We start from the raw sequence: 24,341 nt of genomic DNA on the forward strand, positions 1-24,341 counted from the left end.
ACGGGGTACCGGAGGGACAGAAAGGAAAGAGGTGAGCATCGTGCCGGCAGGTTCCAACCGCAAGCGCGAGCGTCAGTACGAGCACATCAAGGACAGCGAGGAGCAGCGGGGCACGTCCGAGGGGCGGGCCGAGGAGATCGCGGCCCGGACCGTGAACAAGGAGCGGGCGCGCTCCGGCGAGTCCCGTACCGCGAGCAAGGTCTCCACGCGTGACCCGAAGTCGAGCTACGAGCGGGGTGGACAGCGCTCGCACAGCGGCGCCGAGGGGCCCACGCGCGACCAGCTCTACGAAGAGGCGAAGAAGAAGAACGTCCGGGGCCGTTCCTCGATGAACAAGCAGGAACTGCGCAAGGCCGTCGGCCGCTGAAGCGGCCCGAGGAAAGGAGCATCATGGCGGAGAACACCCCCGACCTCAGCGGGCACAAGGTGCTCGCCATCGTCACGAACTACGGCGTCGAGCAGGACGAGCTGGTCGTCCCCGTCGAGCACCTGCGGAAGGCGGGAGCCGAGGTGACCGTCGCGGCGGTGAAGGAGGACCCCGTCCAGACCCTTGTCGGGGACAAGGACCCCGGCAGGACCGTGACCCCCGAGGCGAAACTCGCCGACGTCGACCCGGGGCAGTACGCACTGCTCCTCGTCCCCGGCGGCACGCTCAACGCGGACACCCTGCGCCTGGACGAGAACGCGCAGCGCATCGCCCGTGACTTCACCTCCGGTGGCCGTCCCGTCGCCGCGATCTGCCACGGACCGTGGCTCCTCGTCGAGACCGGCGCGGTCCGGGGCAAGTCCCTGACCTCGTACCCGTCGCTGAGGACCGACATCACGAACGCGGGCGCGGCCCAGTGGGCCGACAAGGAGGTCGTCCGCTGCGACGCGGAGGGATTCACGCTGATCACCTCCCGCAACCCGGGCGACCTCGATGCCTTCCTCGGCGAGATCGACGCGGTGCTGGCTGCGGCCTGACACCGCGGGCGTGTCCCGCCACGACCGGCGGGACGCGGCACGCACGGCCGGGAGCACGGCTCCCGCGGGCAGCGCGCCCGTGGGACCCCGCTGCTCCCGGCCGTTCGTCATGAGGGGGTACGTCCCCGCGCTCTGCCGCTACCGCCCCCGGCGCGGGGAGCACGTCCGCGAGGGCGGTACCGACGGCGCGGGGCGGGGTCGGCCGGGAAGCCGGTGAGCTGGGCGGACATGTCACGCAAGGGAGGACGGAAAGCGGCCGGAGTATTGACATCCATTCAACAAGTTCTAGCCTGAATGGAAATATTTACTCAGTGCGGGGGCTCTTCGCGGGCTCCCTTCCGCCGTACGTCCCCTCGCCGACCGTCACCAGGAGCCCGTCCATGTCAGCTCCCCGCTCCACCGGCACCACGCCGTCCCCCGCCGGGACGCCCGCCCCCGGCGGTCTCGTCGAGCGCCGCTCCATCGAGGCCGTCCCCGACGCCGAGCGGCACGGCCGCCCCTTCAGCCAGTTCACGCTGTGGTGCGGCGCCAACCTCCAGATCACCGCCGTCGTGACGGGGGCGCTCGCCGTCGTCCTCGGCGCCGACGCCTTCTGGTCGCTCATCGGCCTGCTGCTCGGCAACCTCCTCGGCGGCGCCGTCATGGCCCTGCACTCCGCCCAGGGCCCCCGCCTCGGGCTGCCGCAGATGATCTCCAGCCGCGCGCAGTTCGGCGTCCACGGGGCGATCGTCCCGCTCGTGTGCGTCGTCGTGATGTACGTCGGCTTCTTCGCCAGCGGTACCGTCCTCGCCGGGCAGGCCGTGGGCCACCTCACCCACCTCGGCGACGTCACCGGCATCGTCGTCTTCGCGCTCACCGCGGTCGTCGGCTACCGCGTCATCCACCGCCTCGGCCGCGTGGCGAGCGTCGTCGGCGCCCTCGCCTTCCTCTACCTCGGCGTCCGCCTCCTCCAGCGCGTCCCCCTCGGCGACCTCCTCGCCGACCACTCCTTCCACCTCCCCGCCTTCCTCCTCGCCATCTCGCTCTCCGCCTCCTGGCAACTCGCCTTCGGCCCCTACGTCGCCGACTACTCCCGCTACCTGCCGCGCGACACCTCCGCGGGCGCCACCTTCTGGTGCACGCTCGGCGGCACGGTGCTCGGCTCGCAGTGGTCGATGGCCTTCGGAGCGCTCGCCGCCGCGGCCTCGGCGGGCGCCATCGCGGGCGACGAGGTCGGCTACGTCGTCGGGCTCGGCGGGACGGGGATCATCGCCTCCGTCCTCTACTTCGTGATCGCGCTCGGCAAGCTCACCATCAACGTGCTCAACACGTACGGCGGCTTCATGTCCGTGCTCACCGGCGTGACCGGCTTCCGCGGCCAGCGCACTCTGAGCCGACGGGGGCGCGCCGGGTACGTCCTCGCGATCATGCTCGCCGGGACGATCGTCGCGCTGCTCGGGCGCGGCGACTTCCTGGACTCGTTCTCGACGTTCCTGCTCTTTCTCCTGATCTTCTTCACCCCGTGGAGCGCGATCAACCTGGTCGACTACTACGTCATCGCCAAGGAGCGGTACGACCTCCCGGCGCTCTCCGACCCGAATGGCCGCTACGGCGGCTGGCGCTGGCGCGCGATCACCACGTACGTCCTCGGCATCCTCGTCCAGCTCCCCTTCATCTCGACCGAGTTCTACACGGGCCCCCTTGTTGACCCCCTCGGTGGCGCCGACATCTCCTGGATCATCGGCCTCGTCGTCCCGGCCGCCCTCTACGCGCTCCTGGCCCGCGGCGACCGCGCGGCCCGCGTCCCCGAGGAGATGATCTGGGGCGCGGTGGACAACCCGGACGACACCCTCCCGCCCGCGGCGGCGGGGTACAAGGCGGCGCTCGTGGGGGAGGCCACGGGCTGACACCTGGCACCGCCGGACGGGCGCGGGTCTGTTTCACGGGGCGAGCCATACCTACCGCGTCGGCGCCCCCTCCGGCGCGGTGTCGCCGCCCGTCGGCAGTGGCCGTGAGCGGTGGGCCACGAGCAGGGCGAGCGCGATCAGGAACGTGCTCGTCCACAGGGGACCGCGCGGGCCGGCGGGTGTCGTGAGCGACGGGGCGGCGAGGAGGGGGCCCGCCGCCGCGCCGACGTTGAGCGCCGTCGTCGCGCAGGCGCCCGCCAGCGTCGGCGCCCCGCCCGCCTCGTACAGGACCCGCGTGATGAGGGTGCTGCCGAGAGCGAAGGACAACGCGCCCTGGACGCAGACGAGTGGCAGCAGGACGGCCGGCACGCCCGCCGCGAGGGCGAGCGCGGGCCAGCCGAAGAGCAGCGCCGGGCCCGTGATCGCGAGCAGGAGACCCGGACGGCGGTCCGAGAAGCGGCCCGCGAGCGTGACCCCCGCGAAGGAGCCCGCGCCGAAGAGCATCAAGGCCACGGCGACCCAGCGCTCCCCGAGACCGGCGGGGCCCGTCACGACCGGGGCGAGGTAGGTGAAGCTCGCGAAGGTCGCCGCGTTGACGAGCGCGCCGAGCAGCATCGCGAGAAGCAGCGGCGGCCTGCGCAGCACCGCCGCCTCCACCCGCAGTGCGGAGCCGCCCACCGCGCCACGCCCGGCGGGCACCCCCGTGAGCACGCCGAGCGCCACCGGCACACACAGCGCCGCGAGCCCCCAGAACACCGTCCGCCAGCCGTACAGGGCGCCGAGCGCCGCCCCACCGGGGACCCCGGCGACCGTCGCCACCGTCGTGCCCGCGAGCAGCACGGCGAGCGCGCGCCCGGTGCGGTCCGGCGGTACGAGCGCCGCCGCGGCGGGCAGCGCGAGCGCGAGGAACCCCGCGTGCGCGAGCGCGGCGACGACCCGGGTGGCGCACAGCACGGCGAAGCTCGCCGTGAGAGCCCCCACCGCGTGGGCGGCGCCGAAGACGAGGACGGAGGCGAGGAGACAGGCGCGCCGCGGCAACGCGCGGGCGAGTACGGCGACGAGCGGCGCTCCGACGATCATGCCGACGGCGAAGGCGGGCGTGAGCAGGCCGGCCGTGGCGACCGTGACACCGAGATCCGGCGCGAGTCCGGGCAGCAGGCCGGCGAGCATGAACTCCGATGTCCCCATGGCGAACACGGCCAGGGCGAGCGGGTACAGGGCGAAAGGCATCGAACGGCTCCGGGGAGGGGCGAGGTACGAGAGGTCGTCTCGTCATCGCCGTCGGTCCCCGGAGCGCGCCCGCCCGCCCGTACGGCGACAGCGGTGCGCGGAGCGCGGTGGCTCAGCGGCTCACCGGCGCGGTGGTGCGCAAGCTCAGTGGTTCAGGGGGCTGACGGCGTGACCGAAAGCCCCCGACCTGTCCGACTCGGGACTCGACATGCCGCGCACGATACCCCGGAGACCGAGGAGGGGCCACGGCATTTCCGCTCCCTCGACGCCTGGCAAGACGAGGCGACCGACCAGGTCACCCATGACCACCAGCACTGCCAGGTCCGTGCACGCGGTCGCCGGTGAGAGCGCCCTCCCTGTCCCACCGGTGCGAAGAACGGCCGGTGAAACGCAGTGTTCCCGCGATCACACCTTTCCTGAGTTGCCGTAGTACGCCGTCGCGCCGTGCTTACGGGTGAAGTGGCGGTCCAGCAGGTGCTGCGGGGGCGTGACGGCCCCCAGGGCGAGGGTGTGCAGCGCCATTTCCGCGACCGCCTCGCAGACGACGGCATGGTCGAGCGAGACGTGGGCGTCGGCGCCCCAGGTGAACGGGCCGTGGTGGGCGACGAGCGCGGCAGGCACGGTGCGGGCTCGTTCGTCGGCGCCTTCCAGCAGCTCCACGATGACTTGTCCCGTGTTGAACTCGTAGTCGCGCGTGCACTGTTCCCGGGTGAGCGGGGCGGTGACGGGCACTTCGCCGTCGAAGGTGTCCGCATGTGTGGTGCCGAGGACTGGTATGGGCCGCCGGGCCTGTGCGAAGGCTACGGCGTGCGGGGAGTGGGTGTGGGTGATGCCGCCGATCGACGGGAAGGCCCGGTAGAGGCTGCGGTGCGTCTCGGTGTCGGTGGAGGGGCGCAGGTCACCCTCGACGACCCGCCCGTCGGAGAGGGCGACGACGACGAGATGGTCCTCGGTGAGCCGGTCGTACGGCACCCCCGAGGGTTTGATGACGAAGACGCCCGCCTCGCGGTCGACACCGCTGACGTTGCCCCAGGTCAGGGTTGCCAGGCCGGCGCGGGGCAGGCGGAGGTTGGCGGTGAGGACCTCGTGGCGCAGTTTCGCGAAAGCTGTCCGGGACATGGCGGGGCTCCTGGCGGGGGGAGAAGAGTGGTCGTCTCGGCGGGCCGGGTCACAGGGCGTCGGCCAGCCGGTGGTACGCCTGGTTCCAGCGCAGTTCCTGGGCGAAACGCCGTACGGTCGTCTCCGCGTCGATCACCGCGAGTTCGACGGCCAGCATGTCTGCGAGGTCCTCGAACTCCTCGCGCGTCAGGGCCGTGGTCAGCACTGTGTGGTGCGGGGCCCCGGCGGTCAGCCACGCCTCGGTGGAGGTACGCAGATCGGGTGCGGGCCGCCAGACCGCGCGGGCCACGGGGAGCAGCGGCAGCGGGGCGGGTGGGGCGATGATCTCGACCTCGTTGGCGACCAGGCGGAAGCGGCTGCCCATGTCGGCCAGGCCGACGACGAGTCCGGCTCCGGGGTCGGCGTCGAAGACCAGGCGGACGGGGTCCTCCCGGCCGCCGATGCTCAGCGGGTGGATCTCACAGGAGGGGACCGAGGTGGTGAGGGAGGGACAGACCTCCAGCATGTGGGCGCCGAGGACGAGGCCGCCCTGCGGGGTGAGGTCGTAGGTGTAGTCCTCCATGAAGGAGGTGCCGCCCGGCCGCCCGTACGCCATGGCCTTGGTGGCCCGGAGGAGGGCGGCGGTCTTCCAGTCGCCCTCGCCACCGAACCCGTAGCCGTCGGCCATCAGGCGCTGGACGGCCAGGCCCGGCAGCTGCCGCAGTCCGCCGAGGTCCTCGAAGTTGGTGGTGAACGCCGCGAAGCCCCCCTCGGTGAGGAAGCCGCGCAGACCGGCCTCGATGCGGGCGGCGTACCGCAGGGAGGCGTGGCGTTCCCCGCCGGGACGCAGCTCGGGGGCCAGGGCGTAGGTGTCGGCGTACCGCTCGGTGAGGTCGAGGACGGTATGGTCCTCGACGGCGTCCACGGCTTCCACCAGCTCGTTGACGCCATAGGTGTTGACGGAGGTGCCGAGCCGGTACTGGGCCTCGACTTTGTCGCCCTCGGTGACCGCGACATCGCGCATGTTGTCGCCGAAGCGGGCGAGGCGCAGCCTGGCGAACTCGGCCCGGCCGACGGCGGCCCGCGTCCACGCGTCGATGCGGCGGACCGCCTCCGGATCACCGACGTGTCCGGTGACGGTCTTGCGCGCGACCCCCAGACGGGACTGGATGTGACCGAACTCGCGGTCCCCGTGCGCCGCTTGGTTCAGGTTCATGAAGTCCATGTCGATGGTGGACCAGGGCAGGGCACGGTTGGCCTGGGTGTGCAGGTGGAGCAGCGGTTTGCGCAAGGCGGCCAGTCCGGCGATCCACATCTTGGCCGGGGAGAAGGTGTGCATCCAGGCGATGAGGCCCACACAGCGGTCGTCCGCCTCGGCGTCCAGACATGTCCGGCGGATCGCGTCGGCCCCCGTCAGGACGGGCTTCCAGACGATCCGAGGCTCCGGCCCCGCTCCTGTGCTCGGCCGGGCTTGGACGCAGGCGGCGAGGCCGGCGGCAAGCTCCTCGGCCGTCTGCCGTGACTGGGCGGCGACTTGGGCGAGGGTGTCCTCGCCGTAGAGCGACTGGCTGCCGGTGAGGAACCAGATCTCGCTGTCGGTGGGGGCGGCGGGCATGGGCAGGGTCTCCTTCGTGCGGTGAGGGCCGGGGCAGGGGAACGGTCAGGGTCCCGGCCGTTCCGGGGTCGTCTGCCGGGACCTGGCCTGGTTGCGGAGTCTGCGCAGCCGGTGCAGCAGCAGATCGGCGCCGGTGCCGAAGTGGTCGTGGAGCAGGCGGTATTCGGCGAAGAGGAGGTCGTAGACGTCGGCCGACTCCGGGTCGGGCCGGTAGACGTCGCGCTCGACGCTTCCCATCCGGGCTGCGGCGGCGCGGATGTCCGGATAGGCCCCGGCGGCGACGGCGGCGTGGATCGCCGAACCGAGGGCGGGGCCCTGGTCGGAGGTGGCCAGCGAGACGGGGCGGCGCAGCACGTCGGCGTAGATCTGCATCAGCAGGGTGTTCTTCTTGAGTCCGCCCGCGACGATGAACTCCGTGACCGGCACCCCGTGTTCCTCCAGGGTTTCCACGATGACGCGGGTGCCGAAGGCGGTGGCCTCCATCAGGGCGCGGTAGACGTCCTCGGGGCGGGTTCCGAGGGTGAGCCCCACCAGGACGCCGGAGAGGTCGTGGTCAACGAGCGTGGAGCGGTTGCCGTTCATCCAGTCGAGTGCGACCAGTCCGTGTGCCCCGGCCGGCTGCCTCGCCGCGAGGGCGGTCAGATGGTCGTGCAGGTCCTCGCCCGCGGCCTCGGCGGCGGCGCGGTAGTCCTCGGGTACGCCTTGGTGAAGCCACCAGGCGAAGATGTCGCCGACCCCGCTTTGTCCGGCTTCGTAGCCGTACGCCCCCGGCACGATGCCGCCGTCGACGACCCCGCAGACGCCGGGGACGTCGACCAGGTCCGCGCTGTTGATGACGTGGCAGGTGGAGGTTCCCATGATGGCGAGCAGGTGGCCGTTCTCCACGGCCCCGGCGGCGGGTGCCGTGACATGCGCGTCGACGTTGCCAACGGCGACCGGCGTCCCTTCGACGAGCCCGGTCCAGGCGGCGGCCTCGGCGCTGACCGTCCCGGCGCGGGCGGCGAGGGGCAGCAGGGGGTGCTCGAGCCGGGTGGCGGGGAAGTCGGCGAAGTCGGGGTGGAGCTGGGCGAGATAGGCGCGCGAGGGGTAGGCGCCGTCCTGGTGGATGCCCTTGTACCCGGCGGTGCAGGTGTTGCGGGACTCGGTGCCGGTCAGCTGCCAGACGATCCAGTCGGCCGCTTCGATCCAGCGGGCGCAGGCCGCGTAGACCTCGGGGTCCTCCTCCAGGACTTGGAGGGCTTTGGCGTACTGCCACTCCGCGGAGATACGGCCGCCGTACCGGCTGATCCATGCCTCCCCCCGCTCGTGCGCGAGGGCGTTGATGCGGTCGGCCTGGCCCTGGGCGGCATGGTGCTTCCACAGCTTGGGCCAGGCGTGCGGGCGTTCGGCCCAGGCGGGCTGCTCGGCCAGTGGGACGCCGTCGGTCGTGACCGGGAGGACGGTGCAGGAGGTGAAGTCGGTGCCGACGCCGATGACGAGAGCCGGGTCGACGCCCGCTGCGCCGAGCGCCCGCGGTACCGCCGTCCGCAGGGCCTCGCGCCAGTCACGCGGGTCCTGGAGGGCGTAGTCGGGCGGCAGCGGGACCGCCGACCCGGGCAGGCTCCGGTCGATGACGCCATGGCGGTATGTGTGGACGGCGGAGCCCAGTTCGGCGCCGTCTCGGACCCGCACCACGACGGCCCGCGCCGAAAGGGTGCCGAAATCGATGCCGACCGTACAGGCGTCGGGAGCACAGGCGGGGTCTGTGCCGGGGAGGGGAGCTTTGGCGTCGGGGAAGTGGCTGGGCGGGACGGACTGAGGAGGCACGGACAAGACTCTCTGTCACAGGAATCGAGGTGCGGGGGGCGTCACCGCCCTCTGATTGTTAGCGCTCACAATCCGCTGGGGCAAGAGGGGGGACAGGCGGAGATGAGCGCGGGGTGGTCACGGGGGAGGCGGCGGACCTCGTGCCGGGAACCGCGGGGCGAACGGGCGTCGGCCTCTCAGGCCGGGGCGTCGCCCGGGGCCCGCGTGCTGGCGCGGACGATCAGCTGCGGTTCCACCACGGCGTGCTCCACACCGGTCGCCACGCCCTCGATGTGCTCCAGCAGGAGCTGGATGCTGCGGCGGCCGATGGCCGTGAAGTCCTGGCGGACGGTGGTCAGCGGCGGTGGGAAGAACCCCGCCTCGGGGATGTCGTCGAAACCCGCGACCGCCACCTGGCGGGGGGTGTGAATGCCCGCCTCCCGCAGGGCCCGCAGGACGCCCAGCGCCATCTGGTCGTTGGCGACGAAGGCCGCCGTCACCGGGGCCGATCCCCGCCTGGCCAGGGTCAGCCCGGCCAGCTCCTGACCCGCGTAATAGCCGGAGAGCGGACTCCAGTCCCCGCGCAGCACTCGGGGCGGTTCGATCCCTCTCTCCTCCAGGACCGCGCGCCAGCCCTCGGTCCGGGCCGCGCTCTCCAGCCAGTCCTCCGGCCCGGCCACGTGCCAGACGGTCCCGTGGCCGGCGGCCAGCAGATGCTCGGTGACCAGGCGCGCGCCCAACTCCTGGTCGAGGGAGACGCCCGGGATGTCCAGGTCATGGCCGCCCTCCACCGTGACGACCGGGAAGGGAGGGGTCAGCCGGGTCAGCGCTCGGACGCTGGAGCGCTGCGGGGTGAGCACGACGGCCCCCTCCACGCCCCAGGCCGCCAAGTGGTCGAACGCGTCGGCGAGGGCTTGGCCGACGCCGTTGCGCAGGGTCACCGTGGAGACGAGATAGCCCTCGTCGCGGGCGGCCTCCTGGAGTCCGGCCAGCGTGCTGGCGGGGCCGTAGAGCGTCGGGTCCACCGCGACGACGCCGAGCGTGCGGGTGCGCCGGGTGACCAGTGCCCTGGCCGCCGGGTTGCGGCGGTAGCCCAGCCGCTCGATCGCCGCCGTCACCTGCTCGCGGGTGGAAGCGCGTACGTTGGGATGGCCGCTGAGCACTCGGGAGACGGTCTGGTGGGAGACCCCCGCTTCCTTGGCGACGTCCGCCATGGTCGGCGGACGGACGGCCTCCGTGGAGCGGGTCATTGCCTTACTTCCTTCGGACGAGGGCCGCGGCCGGGCCGGGTCACGGCACGCTGTGCGAAGGCGCGGCCGGCTCACCTCGAATACGAGAAACACCTTAACGCCTCTTGCCCTGATCATGTGTGAGCGCTAACAATCCCAGTGGCCGATGGCCAGTCGGCATCCCGGTGGCGGTCTCACGGCCGCCACGTCCGGCTCCGCAGCCACACCGCAACACCGAAGCAGCTCCGCCAGCTTTCTCCAGCCACCACCTCGCAAGCCGCCCCAGAGCCGCCCCAATGACGGGAATGCCAGGTAACGACCATGAAGAACCGACGAGCCGCTCTTCCCCTCCTCTCCACCGCCCTCACGTCCGCCCTGCTGCTGACCGCCTGCGGCCAGAACAGCGAGGGCGGCAGCCGGCCGGATTCGGGTGACGGCCCCCGGACCATCGGGGTCGCCATGCCCACCAAGTCCTCCGAGCGCTGGATAGCCGACGGACGGAACGTGACGACGAGCCTGAAGAAGGCGGGGTTCAAGACCACCCTCCAGTACGGAGAGGACGACCCCGACCAGCAGGTCTCGCAGATCGAGAACATGATCACGCAGGGGGTGGACGCCCTCGTCATCGCCGCGATCAACGGCGAGGCCCTCTCCAACGTGCTCCAGCAGGCATCCGAAGCCGATATCCCCGTCATCTCCTACGACCGGCTGATCCTCGGCTCCCCGCACGTCGACTACTACGCCTCGTTCGACAACGAGAAGGTCGGCGAACTCCAGGGCTCCTACATCGTGGACAAGCTCGGCCTGAAGGACGATCCCGGCAAGGGGCCCTTCAACATCGAGTTGTTCGCCGGATCGAACGACGACAACAACACCAAGTACTTCTTCAACGGCGCGATGAAGGTCCTCAAGCCCTTCATCGACGACAAGCGCCTGGTCGTCCGCTCGCGGCAGACCCATCTCAACCAGATCACCACGCTGCGCTGGGACGGAGGCACAGCCCAGCGGCGGATGGACGACCTGCTCACCTCGGCCTACTCCACGCGCCGGGTGGACGCGGTCCTCTCCCCGGCCGACGGGATCTCCATCGGCATCCTCTCGGCCCTCAAGTCCGACGGCTACGGCTCCAAGGCCAAGCCCCTGCCCGTGGTCACCGGGCAGGACGCGGAGGCGTCGTCCGTGAAGTCGATCATCAAGGGCGAACAGACCCAGACCGTCTACAAGGACACCCGCAAGCTCGCCCAGGTGGCCTCGGACATGGTCGAGGCGGTGCTGAAGGGAAAGAAGCCGAAGACCAACGACACCACCACGTACGACAACGGCAAGAAGGTCGTGCCCGCCTACCTCCTGCCCCCGGTCAGTGTGGACAGGAGCAACTACAAGGCCGAGATCCTGGACTCCGGCTACCTCAAGGCCGAGGACCTGCGGTGACCGCCCCGATACCCGGCACCGCCCCCTCCGGCCCGGACACCTCACGGTCGTCCTCCACCGCCGACTTCGTGCTCGACATGCGTTCCATCGGCAAGTCCTTCCCCGGGGTGAAGGCGCTGAGCGACGTGAACCTCCAGGTCCGGCGCGGCGAGGTGCACGCCCTCTGCGGGGAGAACGGGGCCGGCAAGTCCACCCTGATGAAGGTGCTCTCCGGCGTCCACCCGCACGGCAGTTACGAGGGGGAGATCCGCTACGCGGGGGAGGTGTGCCGCTTCCGGGACATCCGCGCCAGCGAGCGGCGAGGCATCGTCATCATCCACCAGGAACTGGCCCTCGTGCCGCAGCTCTCCATCGCCGAGAACATCTTCCTCGGCCATGAGCCCGCCCGGCGCGGCGTCGTCGACCGGCGGCAAGTCCTGCGCCGGACCGCCGAACTCCTGCACCGGGTGGGCCTGGACGAGCACCCGCAGACCAGGGTCGCCGACATCGGAGTGAGCAAGCAGCAACTGGTGGAGATCGCCAAGGCCCTGGCCAAGGACGTCGGGCTGCTCATCCTCGACGAGCCCACCGCCGCGCTCAACGACGAGGACAGCACTCACCTGCTCGATTTGATCGGAGGGTTGAGAGGCGAGGGCATCACATCGATCATCATCTCGCACAAGCTCAACGAGATCGCGGCGATCGCCGACTCCGTCACCGTGCTCCGCGACGGCCGAACGGTGGAGACCCTGGACCTCGCCGACCCCGGGACCACGGAGGAACGCATCATCCGCTCCATGGTCGGCCGGAGCCTGGAGAACCGCTTCCCCGACCGGACCCCCTGCACCCTGCCACCCTCTCCCGCCCCGGCCCTGGAGGTCCGGGACTGGACGGTCGGCCATCCCGTGGACCACCACCGCAAGGTCGTCGACCACGCCTCGCTGCGTGTGGAGCGGGGCGAGATCGTGGGGATCGCCGGACTGATGGGGGCCGGCCGCACGGAACTGGCAATGAACGTCTTCGGCCGGTCCTACGGCAGGTACCTCGGCGGCACGGTGCTCCGTGACGGCGCCGAGGCCCGGACCCGGACAGTGCCCGAGGCCATCGCGTCGGGCATCGCCTACGTCACCGAGGACCGCAAGCACTACGGCCTGAACCTCCAGGACACGGTGAGCCGGAACATCTCCCTCGCCTCACTGCGCCGTCTGGCGCGCCGCTCGGTGGTCGACGGACACCAGGAGCGGCAGGTCGCCGAGGAGTTCCGGCACACGATGAACATCCGCACGAGCACCGTGTTCGAGCAGGTAGGACGGCTCTCCGGCGGCAACCAGCAGAAGGTCGTCCTCAGCAAGTGGATCCTCGCCGGTCCCGACGTCCTCATCCTGGACGAACCCACCCGAGGCGTGGACGTCGGCGCGAAGTACGAGATCTACACCGTCATCGACCGCCTGGCCGCCGAGGGCAAGGCAGTGCTGCTGATCTCCTCGGAACTTCCCGAACTCCTCGGCATGTGCGATCGCATCTACACCATGGCGGCGGGCCGGATCACCGGCGAGGCCACCCGCGCCGAGGCCGACCAGGAACTCCTCATGCGCTACATGACGCGGGACCGCACCGCCTCCTCCGCAGCGCCCACCCCACCCGACGCGACAGTGACCGAAGCCGCAGGTCCCCAGCACGGCGCACCCGACGAAGGACTCTCCGATGACCACTGACACCAGCCCGCCCCCTCCCGCTGTCAAGGAGCGTCCGACCGGCGCCGGGCCCGCGGTGACCAGGCTGCTGATGGACAACATGCGGCGCAACACCCGCCAGTACGGGATGCTGTTCGCCCTCGGCCTCATCGTGCTGCTCTTCCAGATCTGGACCGGCGGGGACCTGCTGCTCCCTCGCAACGTTTCCAACCTCGTCCTGCAGAACAGCTACATCCTCATCCTGGCCATCGGCATGATGATCGTCATCATCGCCGGGCACATCGACCTCTCCGTCGGCTCCCTGACCGCCCTGGTGGGCGCGGTCTCCGCCGTCCTGATGGTGGAGCACCGGGTCGCCTGGCCACTGGCCGTGGGGATCACGTTGCTGCTCGGCGCCGCGGCCGGCGCGCTCCAGGGGTTCCTCATCGCCTACATCGGCATCCCCTCGTTCATCGTCACCCTTGCCGGGATGCTCCTCTTCCGGGGACTCACGGAGATCTTCCTCCAGGGACAGACCCTCGGCCCCTACCCCCCGGGCCTCCAGAAGGTGGCCAATGGCTTCCTCCCGGAGATCGGCCCCGTCACCAATTACCACAATCTGACACTGCTCCTCGGCCTCGGCCTGATCGCCGTGGTGATCAACCAGGAGGTACGCCAACGCCGGCGCCAGGCGGAGTTCGACCTCACGCCGCTGCCCCGGAGCCTGTTCGTCCTCAAGCTCGTGGCACTCGCCGCGGCCGTCGCCATCGTGACTCTGCTGCTGGCCAGCTACAGGGGCGCGCCCGTCGTCCTGCTCATCCTCGCCGTCCTGCTCGGCTGCTTCGGCTACGTCATGCGCAACATGGTGGCCGGGCGGCACGTCTACGCGATCGGCGGCAACCTCCCGGCGGCGAAGCTCTCCGGCGTCAAGGACCGCAAGACCACCTTCGCCGTCTTCCTCAACATGGGCGTCCTCGCCGCGCTGGCCGGGCTGGTCTTCGCGGCCCGCTTCAACGCGGCGTCCCCCAAGGCGGGTGTCAACTTCGAACTGGAGGCCATCGCCGCGGCGTTCATCGGCGGGGCGTCCATGAGCGGCGGAGTGGGCACCGTCCTCGGTGCGATCATCGGCGGTCTCGTACTCGGGGTCCTCAACAACGGCATGAACCTGGTCGGAATCGGCACCGACTGGCAGCAGGTGATCAAGGGCCTCGCCCTCCTGGCCGCCGTCGGCTTCGACGTGTGGAACAAACGCAGGGCCGCCGTCTGAGCGCGTTGGGCTGACCCTGACCGGACTCGCGGCGTCCCGCGTCCCTCCGGCCCCTGGTGTTCTGTCCAGGGAGGTCGTGGACGGGTGAGCCAGTCTCAGGTGAGGGCCCTTGAGAGGGCGAGGGCCTTTCGGTCCGGTGTGGATCGCGACGTCTGCACCAACGGAAAGGCGGGGCGAGCGGCCCGTACGGCGCCGCTCGCCCCTTCCGCTCAGGCGACCCCGTACCCCTCCGCCAGCGCCTCTCCGAACGCCGGGCGGTCCGCGAGGCCGCGCGCCCAGGCGGTGAGCACGGCGCGCCCGGGGTGCGTGGCGAGCGCCTGATGCGGCGCGCCGCCCGTCTCCGGCAGCGCGCCGAGTGCCACGAGGGCCGACCAGGCGTCCACGTCGGCCGCCGTCAGCCGCTCGCCGAGGACGTACGGCGCGCGCCGCAGCCGGGCCGCGACGGCGTCGAGGGGCGCCGTGCCCGGCACCGCGCCCGTGAAGTCCCACGCCGCTTCGAGCCGGTCGGTCTCGGCGCCGAGCCTGGCGGGACGCAGCGCGCACGCCCCGCACTCCGCCGACTCGGCGGGGCCGAAGCGGCCGTGCAGATCGCGCAGGATGTCGGGCGTGTGGTTGCTGACCACGCGCCCGGTCCAGCGGTCGCACAGGGCGGGCACGGTGAGCGGTCCCGCGTAGTGCCGGCGCGTCGCCTCGTAGGAGCGGCGCAGGCTCTCGTACGCGGGTGAGCCGGGCCCTTCGAGCGGGACGAGCGCGAGGGTCTCGGCGAGGCCGAGCAGCCGCACCGTCACCGCGACCCGCAGCGCGTCCGCGCGCCGGGGCGTCAGGCACAGGGCGTACCGGTGCGGCGCCGGGTAGAAGCCGTGGCCGCCCGCGACGCCGATGCGCTGCCGTACGACGGGCTCGACCGCCTCGCGCACACGCGGCAGGCCGCTGCCGCGCCGGGGCGACGCGGAGGTACAGAGAGGGAGGGCGGGTGTGGAGGGGGCAAGGGTTCCGGACATGGTTCTCCCAGACGAAGAGAGAGGAGGAAGGCACGGCACAGGGGACGCACGGGGCGCCGGGAGGTGGAGTGCGGACGAGGGCGCGAGGGCCCTTCAGCGGACGGGCCGGCCCGTCGCCCCGCACACGCGCAGGAGGTCGATGTGGAGCCTGCGGGTGAGAGTGCGGCGCCGGGGGCGTACGGGCGCGGGGGAGCGGTCGGCGAAGCGCGTGGCCAGTACTCCGGACATGGCACCCACCCCTCCCCGGCCACCCCGCGGGGGCCGCGCTTGTCCCGCCGCCATGGCGGGACCAGGTCGTCACCCGGGGCACCCCATCGCGGTCGAAGGGTTGCCTGTCAGCGGGCCGGGGCCGATGAACCGCACGCGGGACGAGCCGCGCGGGCGCTGACGATCGTGACCGTCCCCCTCAGTGTCACGGCGCCGCGACGGACCGTCAAGACGGCGTCCGTACGGCGGACCCCGGCGGGCCGGGCCCCGGCGGACCGGCCCCCGGCGGCGTGGCCCCGGCCGGGCGGCGTTCGCCGTTCAGCCCCCGAACTCCCGCGCCAGCAGCCCGTACACGAACTCGTCGCCCCACTCACCCTCCCGCAGGTCGTTCTCCACCAAGTGGGCCTCGCGGCGCATACCGAGGCGTTCGCAGACGCGGACGGAGGCGGTGTTCTCCGTGTCGACACGGGCGTGGACACGGTGGGCGTTCAGGGTGGTGAAGGCGAGGCCCGCCAGGGCACGCGCCGCTTCGGTCGCGTAGCCGTGGCCCACCGCTCCCGGGTGGAGGGACCACCCGATCTCCGCCTGCCGGGCGCGTCGGTCGCGCAGATTCAGGCTCACCTCGCCTGCGAGCGCGGGGACGCCCGGAGTGGGCGCCACCGGGCAGACCGCGAGCAGGACGCGGTCGCCCTCCCTCTCCCAAGCGGCCCCCACGGCGATCACGGCCTCGCACTCGCCGCGCGTGCGGGGCGGGCGGTACAGATAGCGCGCGACCTCCGGCAGGCGCTGGTAGGCATACATCGCGTCGGTGTCCTCCGGCGTGAAGGGGCGCAGGGTCAGGCGCGGGGTGCGCAGGGGGAGAGCGGCGAGGAGTTCCACGGGACGACTCCGGAGTCGGGAACGGACGGCCCCCCCCGATCCTTCGACCCGAACCCTTCCCGAGCAACCGCAATTCCGCCGCGCCCCGCCGCACGCCCGGCCACCGCGCCAACCACCCGACTCCTCCCGCACCTCCGCCGCCGACCCCGCCACCGGCCGACACCGGGCGGCCGGCCCTGACCGTGGGGAGAGGGACACGCCTCCTGGGCCCGGAGGAACCCACGCGAACCTGCCCGACCGGCTTCAGGGGGCCGAGGAACAAGGGTGGCTCGGCGGGCTCGAAGCGATCTGGGCCAGAGGCTCCTGCGCGACGAGCACGCCACCGACGACGAGGAACAGCCCTCGCCCCGGCAGCCGGGGAGGGGTCCCTCCCCGTCGGCGCGCTACATCCTCGCCGCGGCGAAGCGGGCGCGAGTGGCGAGACCGCTCCGCGCGGTCCGGTTACCGGGCCCCTCCGCACACCGGCGGGCGGCAGCCGCGAGGCCACGGCCGGGGCTGTGCCCCCTTGCTCACAGTGCCGCTGGTCGAGCCATGAGCGGAATCTCCAGCGGCAGGGAGACCGTCGTGCTTGAGGTGCCGGTGCGGCGGAAACGCGGGTTCAGCTCAGTTCCAGCACGCCCACTGTTTGGTCTCCGCTGGTCTCTCCGGTCCGGGCCTCGGCGTGAAGCTGTCGGCGACGCCTGAACTTCCGACAGAAGTGCACGACAGGCACGCTCCACGTTGATGGCCTGGTGCCGACCCCGACCCCACCTCAGGCCGGTTTGCGCCACACGGAGATGTGCTTCGTGGAGTCCTGGGTGAACGGAGACCCGTCCCAGTCCGCGACGCGACGTTCCCGTTCGAGCCCAGCGATCCGCGCCATCAGGTCGAGCTCCGCCGGCCACGCGTACCGGTGCTGGGAGCTGCCACGGCGGTAGCGGCCGTCTTCACCGTCGCGGGTGAGGTGGTGCGAGACGAGAAGCTGCTCGACCAGGTCGAAGGTGTCGAAGCCGAGATGCCGGTCGGAGACATCGAACGGCACCGCGACCTGCCCCGGCGGCAGGAATCGCAGGGGCGGCACGCCCAGCTCGATGACGAACCGGCCGCCAGGCGTCAGGTGACGTGCGGCGTTGCGGAAGCACTCGACTTGCTCGTCCTGCGTGAGGAGGTTCGTGATCGTGTTGTAGACGAGATAGACCAGGGTGAACTCACCGGGGACGACGGTCGTGGCCATGTCTCCGATGACGACGGGGAGCATGTTTTCGTCGATCTTGCGTCGCAGGACCGCTGCCATGTGCTCGGACAGCTCGATGCCCACCACGGGTACGCCGCGTTCCCGGAGCGGAATGCCCACTCGTCCGGTTCCGACGGCGAACTCGAGTGCCCGGCCGTCTCCGGCGAGTTCGGCGAGGAAGGCGAGAGTCGGTCCGAGAGCGGCAGCCGAGGACGATTCGGCTTCATCGGCGTCGTAGCGGTCGGCGGTCGCGCGGGTCCACAGTTCGCTGCTCGTCACGGGTTCCACTGTGCCGGGTGCCATGGAGCGCTGTCGACGCGATTAAGGTCTCCGCTGCTCAGCGCGCACCGCCCGCGACTCGTTGTCGCCTGGCCGGGGCTTCGGTGGAACCGCTCCGCGCGCCGCATCGTCAGTCCCGGCTGGAGTCCCAGGCCACAGCCTCGATTCTCGTAGTGGTTGGCTCGGGGCCTGGCAGGCGACCCGCGAGGACGCGGCCCGCGCCCGGCTTCCTGGCACGAGCCCCGAGCCCCGAGCCCCCGTGCGCGGGGGGCCGGCTTCGGGCCGGGCGGGTCAGCCGCCCAGGGTGACGCGCAGGGCGGGCTGGAGGTGGTCGGCGTGGGCGCGCACCATGTCGTCGCAGAGCTCCCAGATCCGCTCCACGGGCAGCGCGGCGGCAGTCGCCGGGTCGATCATCGCCGCGTGCCGCACGTGCCGCGGTTCGTCCTCCAGCGCGGCCCGCACCACCAGGTCGTTCATGCTCAGGTAGGCGCGGTTGAGCCCGGCCAACTGCGGTGGCAGTGACCCGATGCGGGTGGGCTGCACACCCGAGGCGTCGACCAGGCACGGCACCTCCACCACTCCGGTGGCCGGGAGGTTGTCGATCAGGCCGTGGTTGGGCACGTTGCCGTAGACGGTGCGGGGCGTCCCGGTGGTGATGCTGTGGATGATCTGGGGGGCGTACTCCATGGTGCCCTCGACGGCCAGCGGCTCCCCGGCGGCCAGCGACGCCCGGGTCCTCTCGTACGCGGCCACGTTCTCCTCGACGATGCCGAGGTAGGCACCGACCGGCAGGCGCAGGCGCTCGATCTCCTCGTCGTGGTGCAGGTACCAGGGCACGTACTCCGAGGAGTGCTCGCTCGTCTCGGTCGGGTAGTAGCCAAGCCGCCGGTACATGTCGACGCGGACCCGGCGCCGCAACTGCTCGTCCCCGGCGACGAGCGCGTCCAGCCGCGGGTAGAGGTCGGCACCGCCGTGCCGCAGTTCCAGCAGCCACGCCTGGTGGTTGACGCCGGCAGCCCGGTAGGTCACCTCCTGGTAGGGGACGCCCAGCAGGTCGGACAGGTCGCGGACGGTCCAGTACACCGAGTGGCACAGGCCCACCACCCGGGTCAGCCCGGTGGCCTCGGCGAGGTACTGCACGTTCATCGCCATCGGGTTGGTGTAGTTCAACAGCCATGCTCGCGGACAGAGTTCGGCGATGTCCTCGCCGAGGGAACGCAGGTGCGGGAAGGTGCGCAGCGCCCGGAAGACACCTCCGACACCGAGGGTGTCGCCGATGGTCTGGCGCAGGCCGTACCGGGCCGGGATGTCGAAGTCCGTCCGGGTGGCCTCGCCCATCCCGATCTGGACGATGTTGATGACGAAGTCGGCGTCCACCAGCGATTCCCGCCGCTCCGCGTGAGCGGTGATCAGCGCCCGCGCACCGAGTTCCGCGGCGATGTGGCGCGCGGCGGACTCCGCGGTGGCCAGGCGTTCGCGGTCGATGTCGTGCAGTGAGATGTGCGCGTCCTTCAGTTCGGCGAAGGCGAAGAGGTCCGCGAGCAGGCCCTGGGTGAAGACGACGCTGCCGGCACCGATGAAGGCGATCTTGAGACGGGTCATGGCTGGTGCTCTCCGTTGCGGGTGATGTGGGCGAGGGACTCGTCCCGGTGGGTTGGGCCGGAGTGCCGCCGTGCGCGCGGGTGGAGGGCGCGCCGCAGGCGGCGGCGAAGGGCAGGGCGTCGGTGAGGGCGGGTCGGCCGGAAACCCGCGTCGAAGCTGTCCCGGCGCCCGAGGCGTCCGCGCTGCCCGAAGGCGAGCGGAGCGGTCAGTGGGGCGAGGAACAGGTCGGCGGTGGCGGCCCCGAGGACGAGGGCGTCGAAGGTGTGCGGCATTTCGGCTTCCCCAGGGGGTGGTGAGGCGGTCGGGTCAGCCCTTGAGGCCGCTGGAGGTGACGGAGCGGATGAACGCCTTCTGCGCTCCGAGGAAGGCGAGGAGGACCGGCAGCACCGTGACCACGTTGCCGGCCATCACCGCCGACCACTGGGTGTGGTGCTGCCCCTGGAAGGTGGTCAGCCCCAACTGGAGCGTGTACTGCGTGTCGTGGTTGATGGCGATCAGCGGCCAGGTCAGGTCGTTCCAGGTGGACAGGAACGTCAGTACGGCCACGGTGCTGAGGGCCGGACGCGACAGCGGCAGCACGATGCGCAGAAGCACCCGCAAGCGGGAGCAACCGTCGATCCAGGCGGCCTCCTCCAGCTCCCGCGGAAGCGAGAGGAAGAACTGCCGCAGCAGGAACACCGCGAACGGCGTGACCAGGGAGGGCACGATCAGCGCGCCCAGGGTGTCGATGAGGCCGAGGCGCTTCATCACGAGGAAGGTGGGGATCATCGTCAGCTGGAACGGGATCGCCATCGTGGCCAGCATCAGCACGAGCAGCGTCCGGGAGCCCGCGAACCGCATCCGGGCGAAGGCATAGCCGCCGAGGGCGCCGAACAGCAGGTTGGTGGCGACGGCCACCGCGGAGACGATCGCCGAGTTCAGCAGCCAGCGCGAGAACATGGCGTTGCCGAGCACGTAGCGGTACCCGTCCAGGTCGATGCCCGAGGGCCACAGCGCCGGCGGGAACCGGTTGATCTCCGCGTCGCTCATCACGGAGCTGAGCAGCACCCACCCCAGCGGCAGCGCGAAGAGCAGGCCCAGCGGTGCGAGCAACAGGTGCCACCCGCTGAACGGCAGGCGCCGTCGACGCCCGGCGGTGGGCGCGGCCGGCTGAGTGGCGGGGCGCTGGTCCGGCTTGGCAGGTGCCGTCACGGCCGTCACGAGGTGGCTCCCTGGGTGCGGTGGCGCTTCCGGCCGCGCACGACGCGCAGGGACACGGCGATCACGAGAAGCGCCAGGGCGAGGACGTAGGCGGCAGCCGCCCCGTAACCGGCGGTGAAGTTCCTGAACGCCTGCTCCCAGATGAAGTAGACGATCACGGTCGTCGAGCCGAGCGGCCCGCCCTTGGTGGTCACGTACACCAGGTCGAAGACCTGGAGCGACTCGATCGTCTGCCACAGCAGCAGGAACACGCCGACCGGGGTGAGGGTGGGCAGCGTGACGTGGCGCAACAGGCCGGCCCGCCCCGCGCCATCCAACCGCCCGGCTTCCAGGAGTTCCTGCGGGACGTCCTGGAGCGCGGCGAGGAAGACCACGACGCAGAACCCTGTGCCGCTCCACAACGTGATGGCGATCAGGACGAACAGGGCCTGCGAGGGATCGGTGAGGAAACCCTGCGGGGAGATGCCCAGGTGGTGCAGGACCGCGTTGGCGGCACCGAACTGCGGGTCGAAGACGAAGGAGAACAGCACACCCTGCGCGGTGGCCGAGACCACGAAGGGGACGAAGAAGAGGGTGCGGTAGAGGCCGACGAACCTGATGCGCCGGTTCAGCGCCAGCGCCAGCACCAGTCCGAGACCGAGGCTTAGCGGCACGTACGCCCCGGTGTACAGCAGCGTGTTGCGCACGGCCTGCCCGAAGTGCGGGTCCTGCGCCAGCGCCCGGTAGTTGTCCAGCCCCACCCAGCGGCTCGGCGTCACCAGGTCGTCGGCCTGGAAGGACAGCAGGAGCGACCACAGGACCGGGACCACGCTGAGACCGACGATGACCAGCACGGCGGGGGAGACGAACGCCCACGCGGTGGCCGCATCGCCACGGCGCCGACGGCGCAGCGCGCGCCGGTCGCGGTCGGCGTCGGTCAAGGTGAGCGGCGCGGGAAGACGCGGCATACGGGGCTCCTCAACGCGGGATGATCAGGGCGGCGTCGGCTCTCGCCGCGCAGGCGCGCAACGCCTGGGCCGGGGTGTTCCTGCCGAGCAGCACCCCGACGATGGCCTGCCCCAGGGCCTGCGAGATCTGCGGGTAGGCCGGGTGCACCGGCCGTACCCGGGCCGACTCCAGGGCCCGCGTGAAGACCGACAGCCCCTCGGTCTCCGCCGCGTGGTGCTGCCAGCCCGGCAGTGCCTGGCTGCGCCGGCTCAGCGGCAGGCTCCCGGCTTCCACGTCCCACCGGACGTCCTGCGCCGGTTGGGTCAGCCAGCTCACGAAGGTGCGGGCCGCCGCGACCCGGGCGCTCCCGTTGTCGAAGACCGTCCAGGTGTCCGGGCCGGAGATGGTCACCGGCCGGCCGCTGATGCTGGGCAGCGGCGCCACGTGGTATTCCACTCCGGCCTGCCGGATGTCGGGGAGCTGCCAGGGCCCGGTCGGCACCATCGCCATGCGGCCGGACTGGAACACCTGGTAGAGCTGCTCGCTGCCCGTCTTGGGATCGATGTAGACGCTGCGGTCCCGGGCGAGCGCCTGGACCACCTCCAGTGCCCGAACGCCGGTGTCCCCGAAGCCGATGTGCCGGCCGTCCTCGGAGATCACCTCGCCGCCGAGGTCCCAGATCATCGGCCACAGCCGCCACACGGTGTCCTCGTCGCCGGTGCCCGGCCAGCCGGTGCCGAACCTGCCGCCCGCGGAGTCGGTGAGCCTGCGCGCGGTGGCGACGAACTCCTCCCAGGTCCAGCCGGGCTCGGGCAGCGGCACCCCGGCCTCCTGGAAGAGCCGGGTGTTGCAGACCACCGCAAGGGAGTCCACGACCGCGGGGGCGGCCCGGACCCGGCCATTGAGAGTGACCGCCTCGCGGGCCGGCGCCCAGTAGTTGCGCCACGGCGTGGGTCCACTGTTCATCTGGGCGGTCAGATCCACGACCTGGGGGCTGCGGGCCACGCTCGCCAGGTCGGACCCGAAGACGTACGCGATGTCGGGGTACGCGCCGGCGGCGAGAGCCGCGGTGACCTTCTGCAGCATCGCGTCCGAGAGAGCCCCGCCGCCGAGATCGACGCGGATGTGCGGGTGGGTGCGCTCGAACTCGGCGACCAGCCGCCGGATGGCAGCCGCTGCGGTGTCGGTCTGGCCGTGCCATATCTCCAGCACGACCCGGCCGTCGGCGTCCACCCCGGCCGTGGTGCCGGCGGCGCAGCCGGCCAGGGCCCCGCCGGTCGCGGTGAGCGCCAGCGCGCCGCCGCCGCGCAGGAGGCCGCGACGGGAGGGCCGGGCGACCGTGCGGGGGACTGCTGCCATCGGAAACCTCCAGGAGAGCGGACGTCCCGGTCCACCACGTCACGGCCACCGGGCCGGCCGACCCGTCAGGACCCGGTGCGCCGGGTCCGGGGCAGCTCGGGAGGCGGCCCGGTGACCGCCCGGAGCCCGCCGCGCGGGTGGGCCCCGGGGCGGGTCGCCGCGATGCCGTCCGGCGGGACGGCGACCGGTAACCGGTCAGCAGGTCTGACGTACGTAACCGCTGCTGCCGATGGGGGAGACGTCCAGGTCGCGGCGGACGATGCTCAGCTCGTCGCCCCACCCGGAGCAGGCCTTGGACAGACCGCCGGCCGTGTACTCGATCACGATGACGTGGTCGTCGAAGGCGTCGGTGTAGTCCCCGCACTCGTCCCAGGTGCCGCACTCCTCGGCGATGGCGAAGTCGAGGCCGTTGGCCACCCGGTTGCCGGCCAGCTCCGACGTGTTCTTCTGCGCGATGGCCAGCCCCTTCGCGTGGGCGTGCGCGGAGAGCAGCTTGATGTACGCCTGGGCCTGGCCCTTGGTCAACAGCTTGTCCGAGCGGCTGTAGCTGTCGTAGTTGTCGGGCTCCACGGCGTTGAAGCCCTTGGAGGCACACGTGTCGATCAGGGCGTTGATCTTCGAGGCCACCCGCTGCTGCTTGGCGGCGGTGCGCACGTCCAGCAGCGCCTCACCCCAGCCGTCGTCGTAGACGATCTCACCGTCGTCGTCGCGCAGCAGCAGGTCGGAGTCCCAGTCGCCCTCGGCACCGGGCTGGGCCTGGAAGGCGTTGACGTAGCAGATGTTGTACTTGCCGGCGGCCGGGGAGTCCGAGTGGTCACGGCTCACGACATCGACCCCGGCGGGCGGGGTGTAGGCGCCGCCGATCTGGTAGTCGAATCCGGCGTGCGCGGGGGGAAGCGTCACCTCGGCCGACGCCGCCGAGGCGGCGGACGGAGTGGCCAGGGAGGCCATGAGGGCGGCCGTGCCGATCGCGGCAAGGCTCAGGAACCTCCGGTGACGAACGGAAGCAAGGCTCATCGACGAGCTCCATGTGGGGGGGCACGTCCCCGCCTCGGACCGGGGGGAAGTGGTCCTGGCGACTCAGTCCGGACTCGTGGCGCAACGCCATCCACCGGCTAGGCGTACCTCTGCGTCGCGCGGTGCCCGGCGACGTCCTCTGGAGTAAATCGAGCACCTTCTGTCATGTCAAGAGCGCGCAACTGCTCCACGGCTGCGGGAGATTCCCGTCCTCGCGCAACATGTCCGGGCTGCGGCGCTTCCGGCGTCCCGGCAGTCCGGGACGCCGCAGAGACCGGGGCGGACGGCCTGGTCAAAGCGACACGGTCGGCGCACCGGCCCGTGGGTGCGGTGAAACCGTGGTCGGGTCATCCGGCCTGGGGATAGGCGACGGCATCAGGCCACTTCCTCTTCAAGCCCGCGGAAAGGGCTGCCAGCAGTTGGGGAGTCGGACCGGACCCTTCGCCGGTATCGGCATAGGGGTGGGTCAGGGGGACGACGAGGGCGTTGGCGTCAAGGAGA

Annotated in this window: 21 protein-coding genes and 1 riboswitch; of the genes, 6 read left to right on the forward strand and 15 right to left on the reverse strand. The window is 71.6% G+C overall.

Features of this window, described 5'->3' with window-relative positions:
* The first annotated feature begins 40 nt into the window (after positions 1–40).
* The 3 genes from IF99_RS0112145 to IF99_RS0112155 all read left to right on the forward strand — a co-directional run bounded on the left by IF99_RS0112145 (position 41) and on the right by IF99_RS0112155 (position 2,849).
* On the forward strand, positions 41–367 hold the full coding sequence (locus tag IF99_RS0112145) for a hypothetical protein (RefSeq protein WP_030996435.1): 327 nt from the start codon (positions 41–43) through the stop codon (positions 365–367).
* A gap of 23 nt (positions 368–390) precedes the next feature.
* Positions 391–963: a type 1 glutamine amidotransferase domain-containing protein gene (locus tag IF99_RS0112150; RefSeq protein WP_030996436.1), complete on the forward strand. Its 573-nt coding sequence runs from the start codon at positions 391–393 to the stop codon at positions 961–963.
* A 380-nt stretch (positions 964–1,343) separates the two neighbouring features.
* Positions 1,344–2,849: a purine-cytosine permease family protein gene (locus IF99_RS0112155; RefSeq protein WP_030996437.1), complete on the forward strand. Its 1,506-nt coding sequence runs from the start codon at positions 1,344–1,346 to the stop codon at positions 2,847–2,849.
* A 51-nt stretch (positions 2,850–2,900) separates the two neighbouring features.
* Here IF99_RS0112155 and IF99_RS0112160 read toward each other — a convergent pair whose 3' ends face one another.
* The 5 genes from IF99_RS0112160 to IF99_RS0112185 all read right to left on the reverse strand — a co-directional run bounded on the left by IF99_RS0112160 (position 2,901) and on the right by IF99_RS0112185 (position 9,827).
* Positions 2,901–4,079, reverse strand: coding sequence for a Cmx/CmrA family chloramphenicol efflux MFS transporter (locus IF99_RS0112160; protein WP_030996438.1), 1,179 nt, complete (start codon positions 4,077–4,079; stop codon positions 2,901–2,903).
* Between the two features lie 405 nt (positions 4,080–4,484).
* Positions 4,485–5,198: an L-ribulose-5-phosphate 4-epimerase AraD gene (araD, locus tag IF99_RS0112170; RefSeq protein WP_030996439.1), complete on the reverse strand. Its 714-nt coding sequence runs from the start codon at positions 5,196–5,198 to the stop codon at positions 4,485–4,487.
* A gap of 49 nt (positions 5,199–5,247) precedes the next feature.
* Positions 5,248–6,792 carry an L-arabinose isomerase gene (gene araA, locus IF99_RS0112175; protein WP_030996440.1) on the reverse strand — a complete coding sequence of 515 codons (1,545 nt, stop codon included), beginning with the start codon at positions 6,790–6,792 and terminating at the stop codon, positions 5,248–5,250.
* A 45-nt stretch (positions 6,793–6,837) separates the two neighbouring features.
* A complete protein-coding gene (gene araB, locus IF99_RS0112180; RefSeq protein ID WP_267882240.1) occupies positions 6,838–8,598 on the reverse strand; it encodes a ribulokinase in 1,761 nt (586 codons plus the stop codon).
* 176 nt (positions 8,599–8,774) lie between these two features.
* Entirely contained in the window at positions 8,775–9,827 is a 1,053-nt protein-coding gene (locus IF99_RS0112185; RefSeq protein ID WP_030996442.1) for a LacI family DNA-binding transcriptional regulator, read from the reverse strand.
* Positions 9,828–10,127: 300 nt separating this feature from the next.
* On the opposite strand from IF99_RS0112185, the gene chvE reads away from it, so the two are divergent.
* The 3 genes from chvE to mmsB all read left to right on the forward strand — a co-directional run bounded on the left by chvE (position 10,128) and on the right by mmsB (position 14,156).
* Positions 10,128–11,237 carry a multiple monosaccharide ABC transporter substrate-binding protein gene (gene chvE / locus IF99_RS0112190; RefSeq protein ID WP_030996443.1) on the forward strand — a complete coding sequence of 370 codons (1,110 nt, stop codon included), beginning with the start codon at positions 10,128–10,130 and terminating at the stop codon, positions 11,235–11,237.
* 77 nt (positions 11,238–11,314) lie between these two features.
* Entirely contained in the window at positions 11,315–12,931 is a 1,617-nt protein-coding gene (mmsA, locus tag IF99_RS0112195) for a multiple monosaccharide ABC transporter ATP-binding protein (protein ID WP_051703459.1), read from the forward strand.
* Complete coding sequence (gene mmsB / locus IF99_RS0112200) at positions 12,921–14,156, forward strand: multiple monosaccharide ABC transporter permease (RefSeq protein ID WP_030996445.1); 1,236 nt, start codon at positions 12,921–12,923, stop codon at positions 14,154–14,156. Before mmsA ends, mmsB begins: the two co-directional genes overlap by 11 nt.
* A 209-nt stretch (positions 14,157–14,365) precedes the next feature.
* Here mmsB and IF99_RS0112205 read toward each other — a convergent pair whose 3' ends face one another.
* The 10 genes from IF99_RS0112205 to IF99_RS0112250 all read right to left on the reverse strand — a co-directional run bounded on the left by IF99_RS0112205 (position 14,366) and on the right by IF99_RS0112250 (position 23,840).
* Entirely contained in the window at positions 14,366–15,073 is a 708-nt protein-coding gene (locus IF99_RS0112205; RefSeq protein WP_030996446.1) for an OmpA/MotB family protein, read from the reverse strand.
* 177 nt (positions 15,074–15,250) lie between these two features.
* Positions 15,251–15,385, reverse strand: coding sequence for a hypothetical protein (locus IF99_RS0112210; RefSeq protein WP_030996447.1), 135 nt, complete (start codon positions 15,383–15,385; stop codon positions 15,251–15,253).
* Between the two features lie 30 nt (positions 15,386–15,415).
* Positions 15,416–15,556: riboswitch (SAM riboswitch) on the reverse strand.
* 126 nt (positions 15,557–15,682) lie between these two features.
* Entirely contained in the window at positions 15,683–16,243 is a 561-nt protein-coding gene (locus IF99_RS0112215) for a GNAT family N-acetyltransferase (protein WP_030996448.1), read from the reverse strand.
* Between the two features lie 751 nt (positions 16,244–16,994).
* The gene (locus IF99_RS0112220) at positions 16,995–17,735 is read right to left on the reverse strand and encodes a class I SAM-dependent DNA methyltransferase (protein ID WP_030996449.1); all 741 of its coding nucleotides are present in this window, start codon (positions 17,733–17,735) and stop codon (positions 16,995–16,997) included.
* Positions 17,736–18,026: 291 nt separating this feature from the next.
* Positions 18,027–19,337 (reverse strand): alpha-glucosidase/alpha-galactosidase, encoded by a 1,311-nt coding sequence (locus tag IF99_RS0112225; RefSeq protein ID WP_030996450.1) that lies wholly within the window; start codon positions 19,335–19,337, stop codon positions 18,027–18,029.
* Positions 19,334–19,609, reverse strand: coding sequence for a hypothetical protein (locus IF99_RS34870; protein WP_030996451.1), 276 nt, complete (start codon positions 19,607–19,609; stop codon positions 19,334–19,336). Before IF99_RS34870 ends, IF99_RS0112225 begins: the two co-directional genes overlap by 4 nt.
* A gap of 34 nt (positions 19,610–19,643) precedes the next feature.
* Positions 19,644–20,537, reverse strand: a complete 894-nt coding sequence (locus IF99_RS0112235) for a carbohydrate ABC transporter permease (RefSeq protein WP_030996452.1) — start codon at positions 20,535–20,537, stop codon at positions 19,644–19,646.
* Entirely contained in the window at positions 20,534–21,484 is a 951-nt protein-coding gene (locus IF99_RS0112240) for a carbohydrate ABC transporter permease (protein WP_030996453.1), read from the reverse strand. Before IF99_RS0112240 ends, IF99_RS0112235 begins: the two co-directional genes overlap by 4 nt.
* A 10-nt stretch (positions 21,485–21,494) precedes the next feature.
* Positions 21,495–22,823, reverse strand: coding sequence for an ABC transporter substrate-binding protein (locus tag IF99_RS0112245; protein ID WP_030996454.1), 1,329 nt, complete (start codon positions 22,821–22,823; stop codon positions 21,495–21,497).
* Positions 22,824–23,018: 195 nt separating this feature from the next.
* Complete coding sequence (locus IF99_RS0112250; protein WP_030996455.1) at positions 23,019–23,840, reverse strand: endo alpha-1,4 polygalactosaminidase; 822 nt, start codon at positions 23,838–23,840, stop codon at positions 23,019–23,021.
* Positions 23,841–24,341: the final 501 nt, after the last annotated feature.

This window comes from Streptomyces sp. NRRL F-5630, from assembly GCF_000719475.1.
In the GTDB taxonomy this organism is placed as follows: Bacteria; Actinomycetota; Actinomycetes; order Streptomycetales; family Streptomycetaceae; genus Streptomyces.

Coding starts and splice junctions, on each gene's coding strand:
- IF99_RS0112210 (WP_030996447.1), bottom strand. CDS start 15,385: ATGTCCGGAGTACTGGCCACGCGCTTCGCCGACCGCTCCCCCGCGCCC.
- IF99_RS0112245 (WP_030996454.1), bottom strand. CDS start 22,823: ATGGCAGCAGTCCCCCGCACGGTCGCCCGGCCCTCCCGTCGCGGCCTC.
- araA (WP_030996440.1), bottom strand. CDS start 6,792: ATGCCCGCCGCCCCCACCGACAGCGAGATCTGGTTCCTCACCGGCAGC.
- IF99_RS0112240 (WP_030996453.1), bottom strand. CDS start 21,484: ATGCCGCGTCTTCCCGCGCCGCTCACCTTGACCGACGCCGACCGCGAC.
- IF99_RS34870 (WP_030996451.1), bottom strand. CDS start 19,609: ATGCCGCACACCTTCGACGCCCTCGTCCTCGGGGCCGCCACCGCCGAC.
- mmsA (WP_051703459.1), top strand. CDS start 11,315: ATGCGTTCCATCGGCAAGTCCTTCCCCGGGGTGAAGGCGCTGAGCGAC.
- IF99_RS0112150 (WP_030996436.1), top strand. CDS start 391: ATGGCGGAGAACACCCCCGACCTCAGCGGGCACAAGGTGCTCGCCATC.
- mmsB (WP_030996445.1), top strand. CDS start 12,921: ATGACCACTGACACCAGCCCGCCCCCTCCCGCTGTCAAGGAGCGTCCG.
- IF99_RS0112250 (WP_030996455.1), bottom strand. CDS start 23,840: ATGAGCCTTGCTTCCGTTCGTCACCGGAGGTTCCTGAGCCTTGCCGCG.
- IF99_RS0112155 (WP_030996437.1), top strand. CDS start 1,344: ATGTCAGCTCCCCGCTCCACCGGCACCACGCCGTCCCCCGCCGGGACG.
- IF99_RS0112185 (WP_030996442.1), bottom strand. CDS start 9,827: ATGACCCGCTCCACGGAGGCCGTCCGTCCGCCGACCATGGCGGACGTC.
- IF99_RS0112160 (WP_030996438.1), bottom strand. CDS start 4,079: ATGCCTTTCGCCCTGTACCCGCTCGCCCTGGCCGTGTTCGCCATGGGG.
- IF99_RS0112225 (WP_030996450.1), bottom strand. CDS start 19,337: ATGACCCGTCTCAAGATCGCCTTCATCGGTGCCGGCAGCGTCGTCTTC.
- araD (WP_030996439.1), bottom strand. CDS start 5,198: ATGTCCCGGACAGCTTTCGCGAAACTGCGCCACGAGGTCCTCACCGCC.
- chvE (WP_030996443.1), top strand. CDS start 10,128: ATGAAGAACCGACGAGCCGCTCTTCCCCTCCTCTCCACCGCCCTCACG.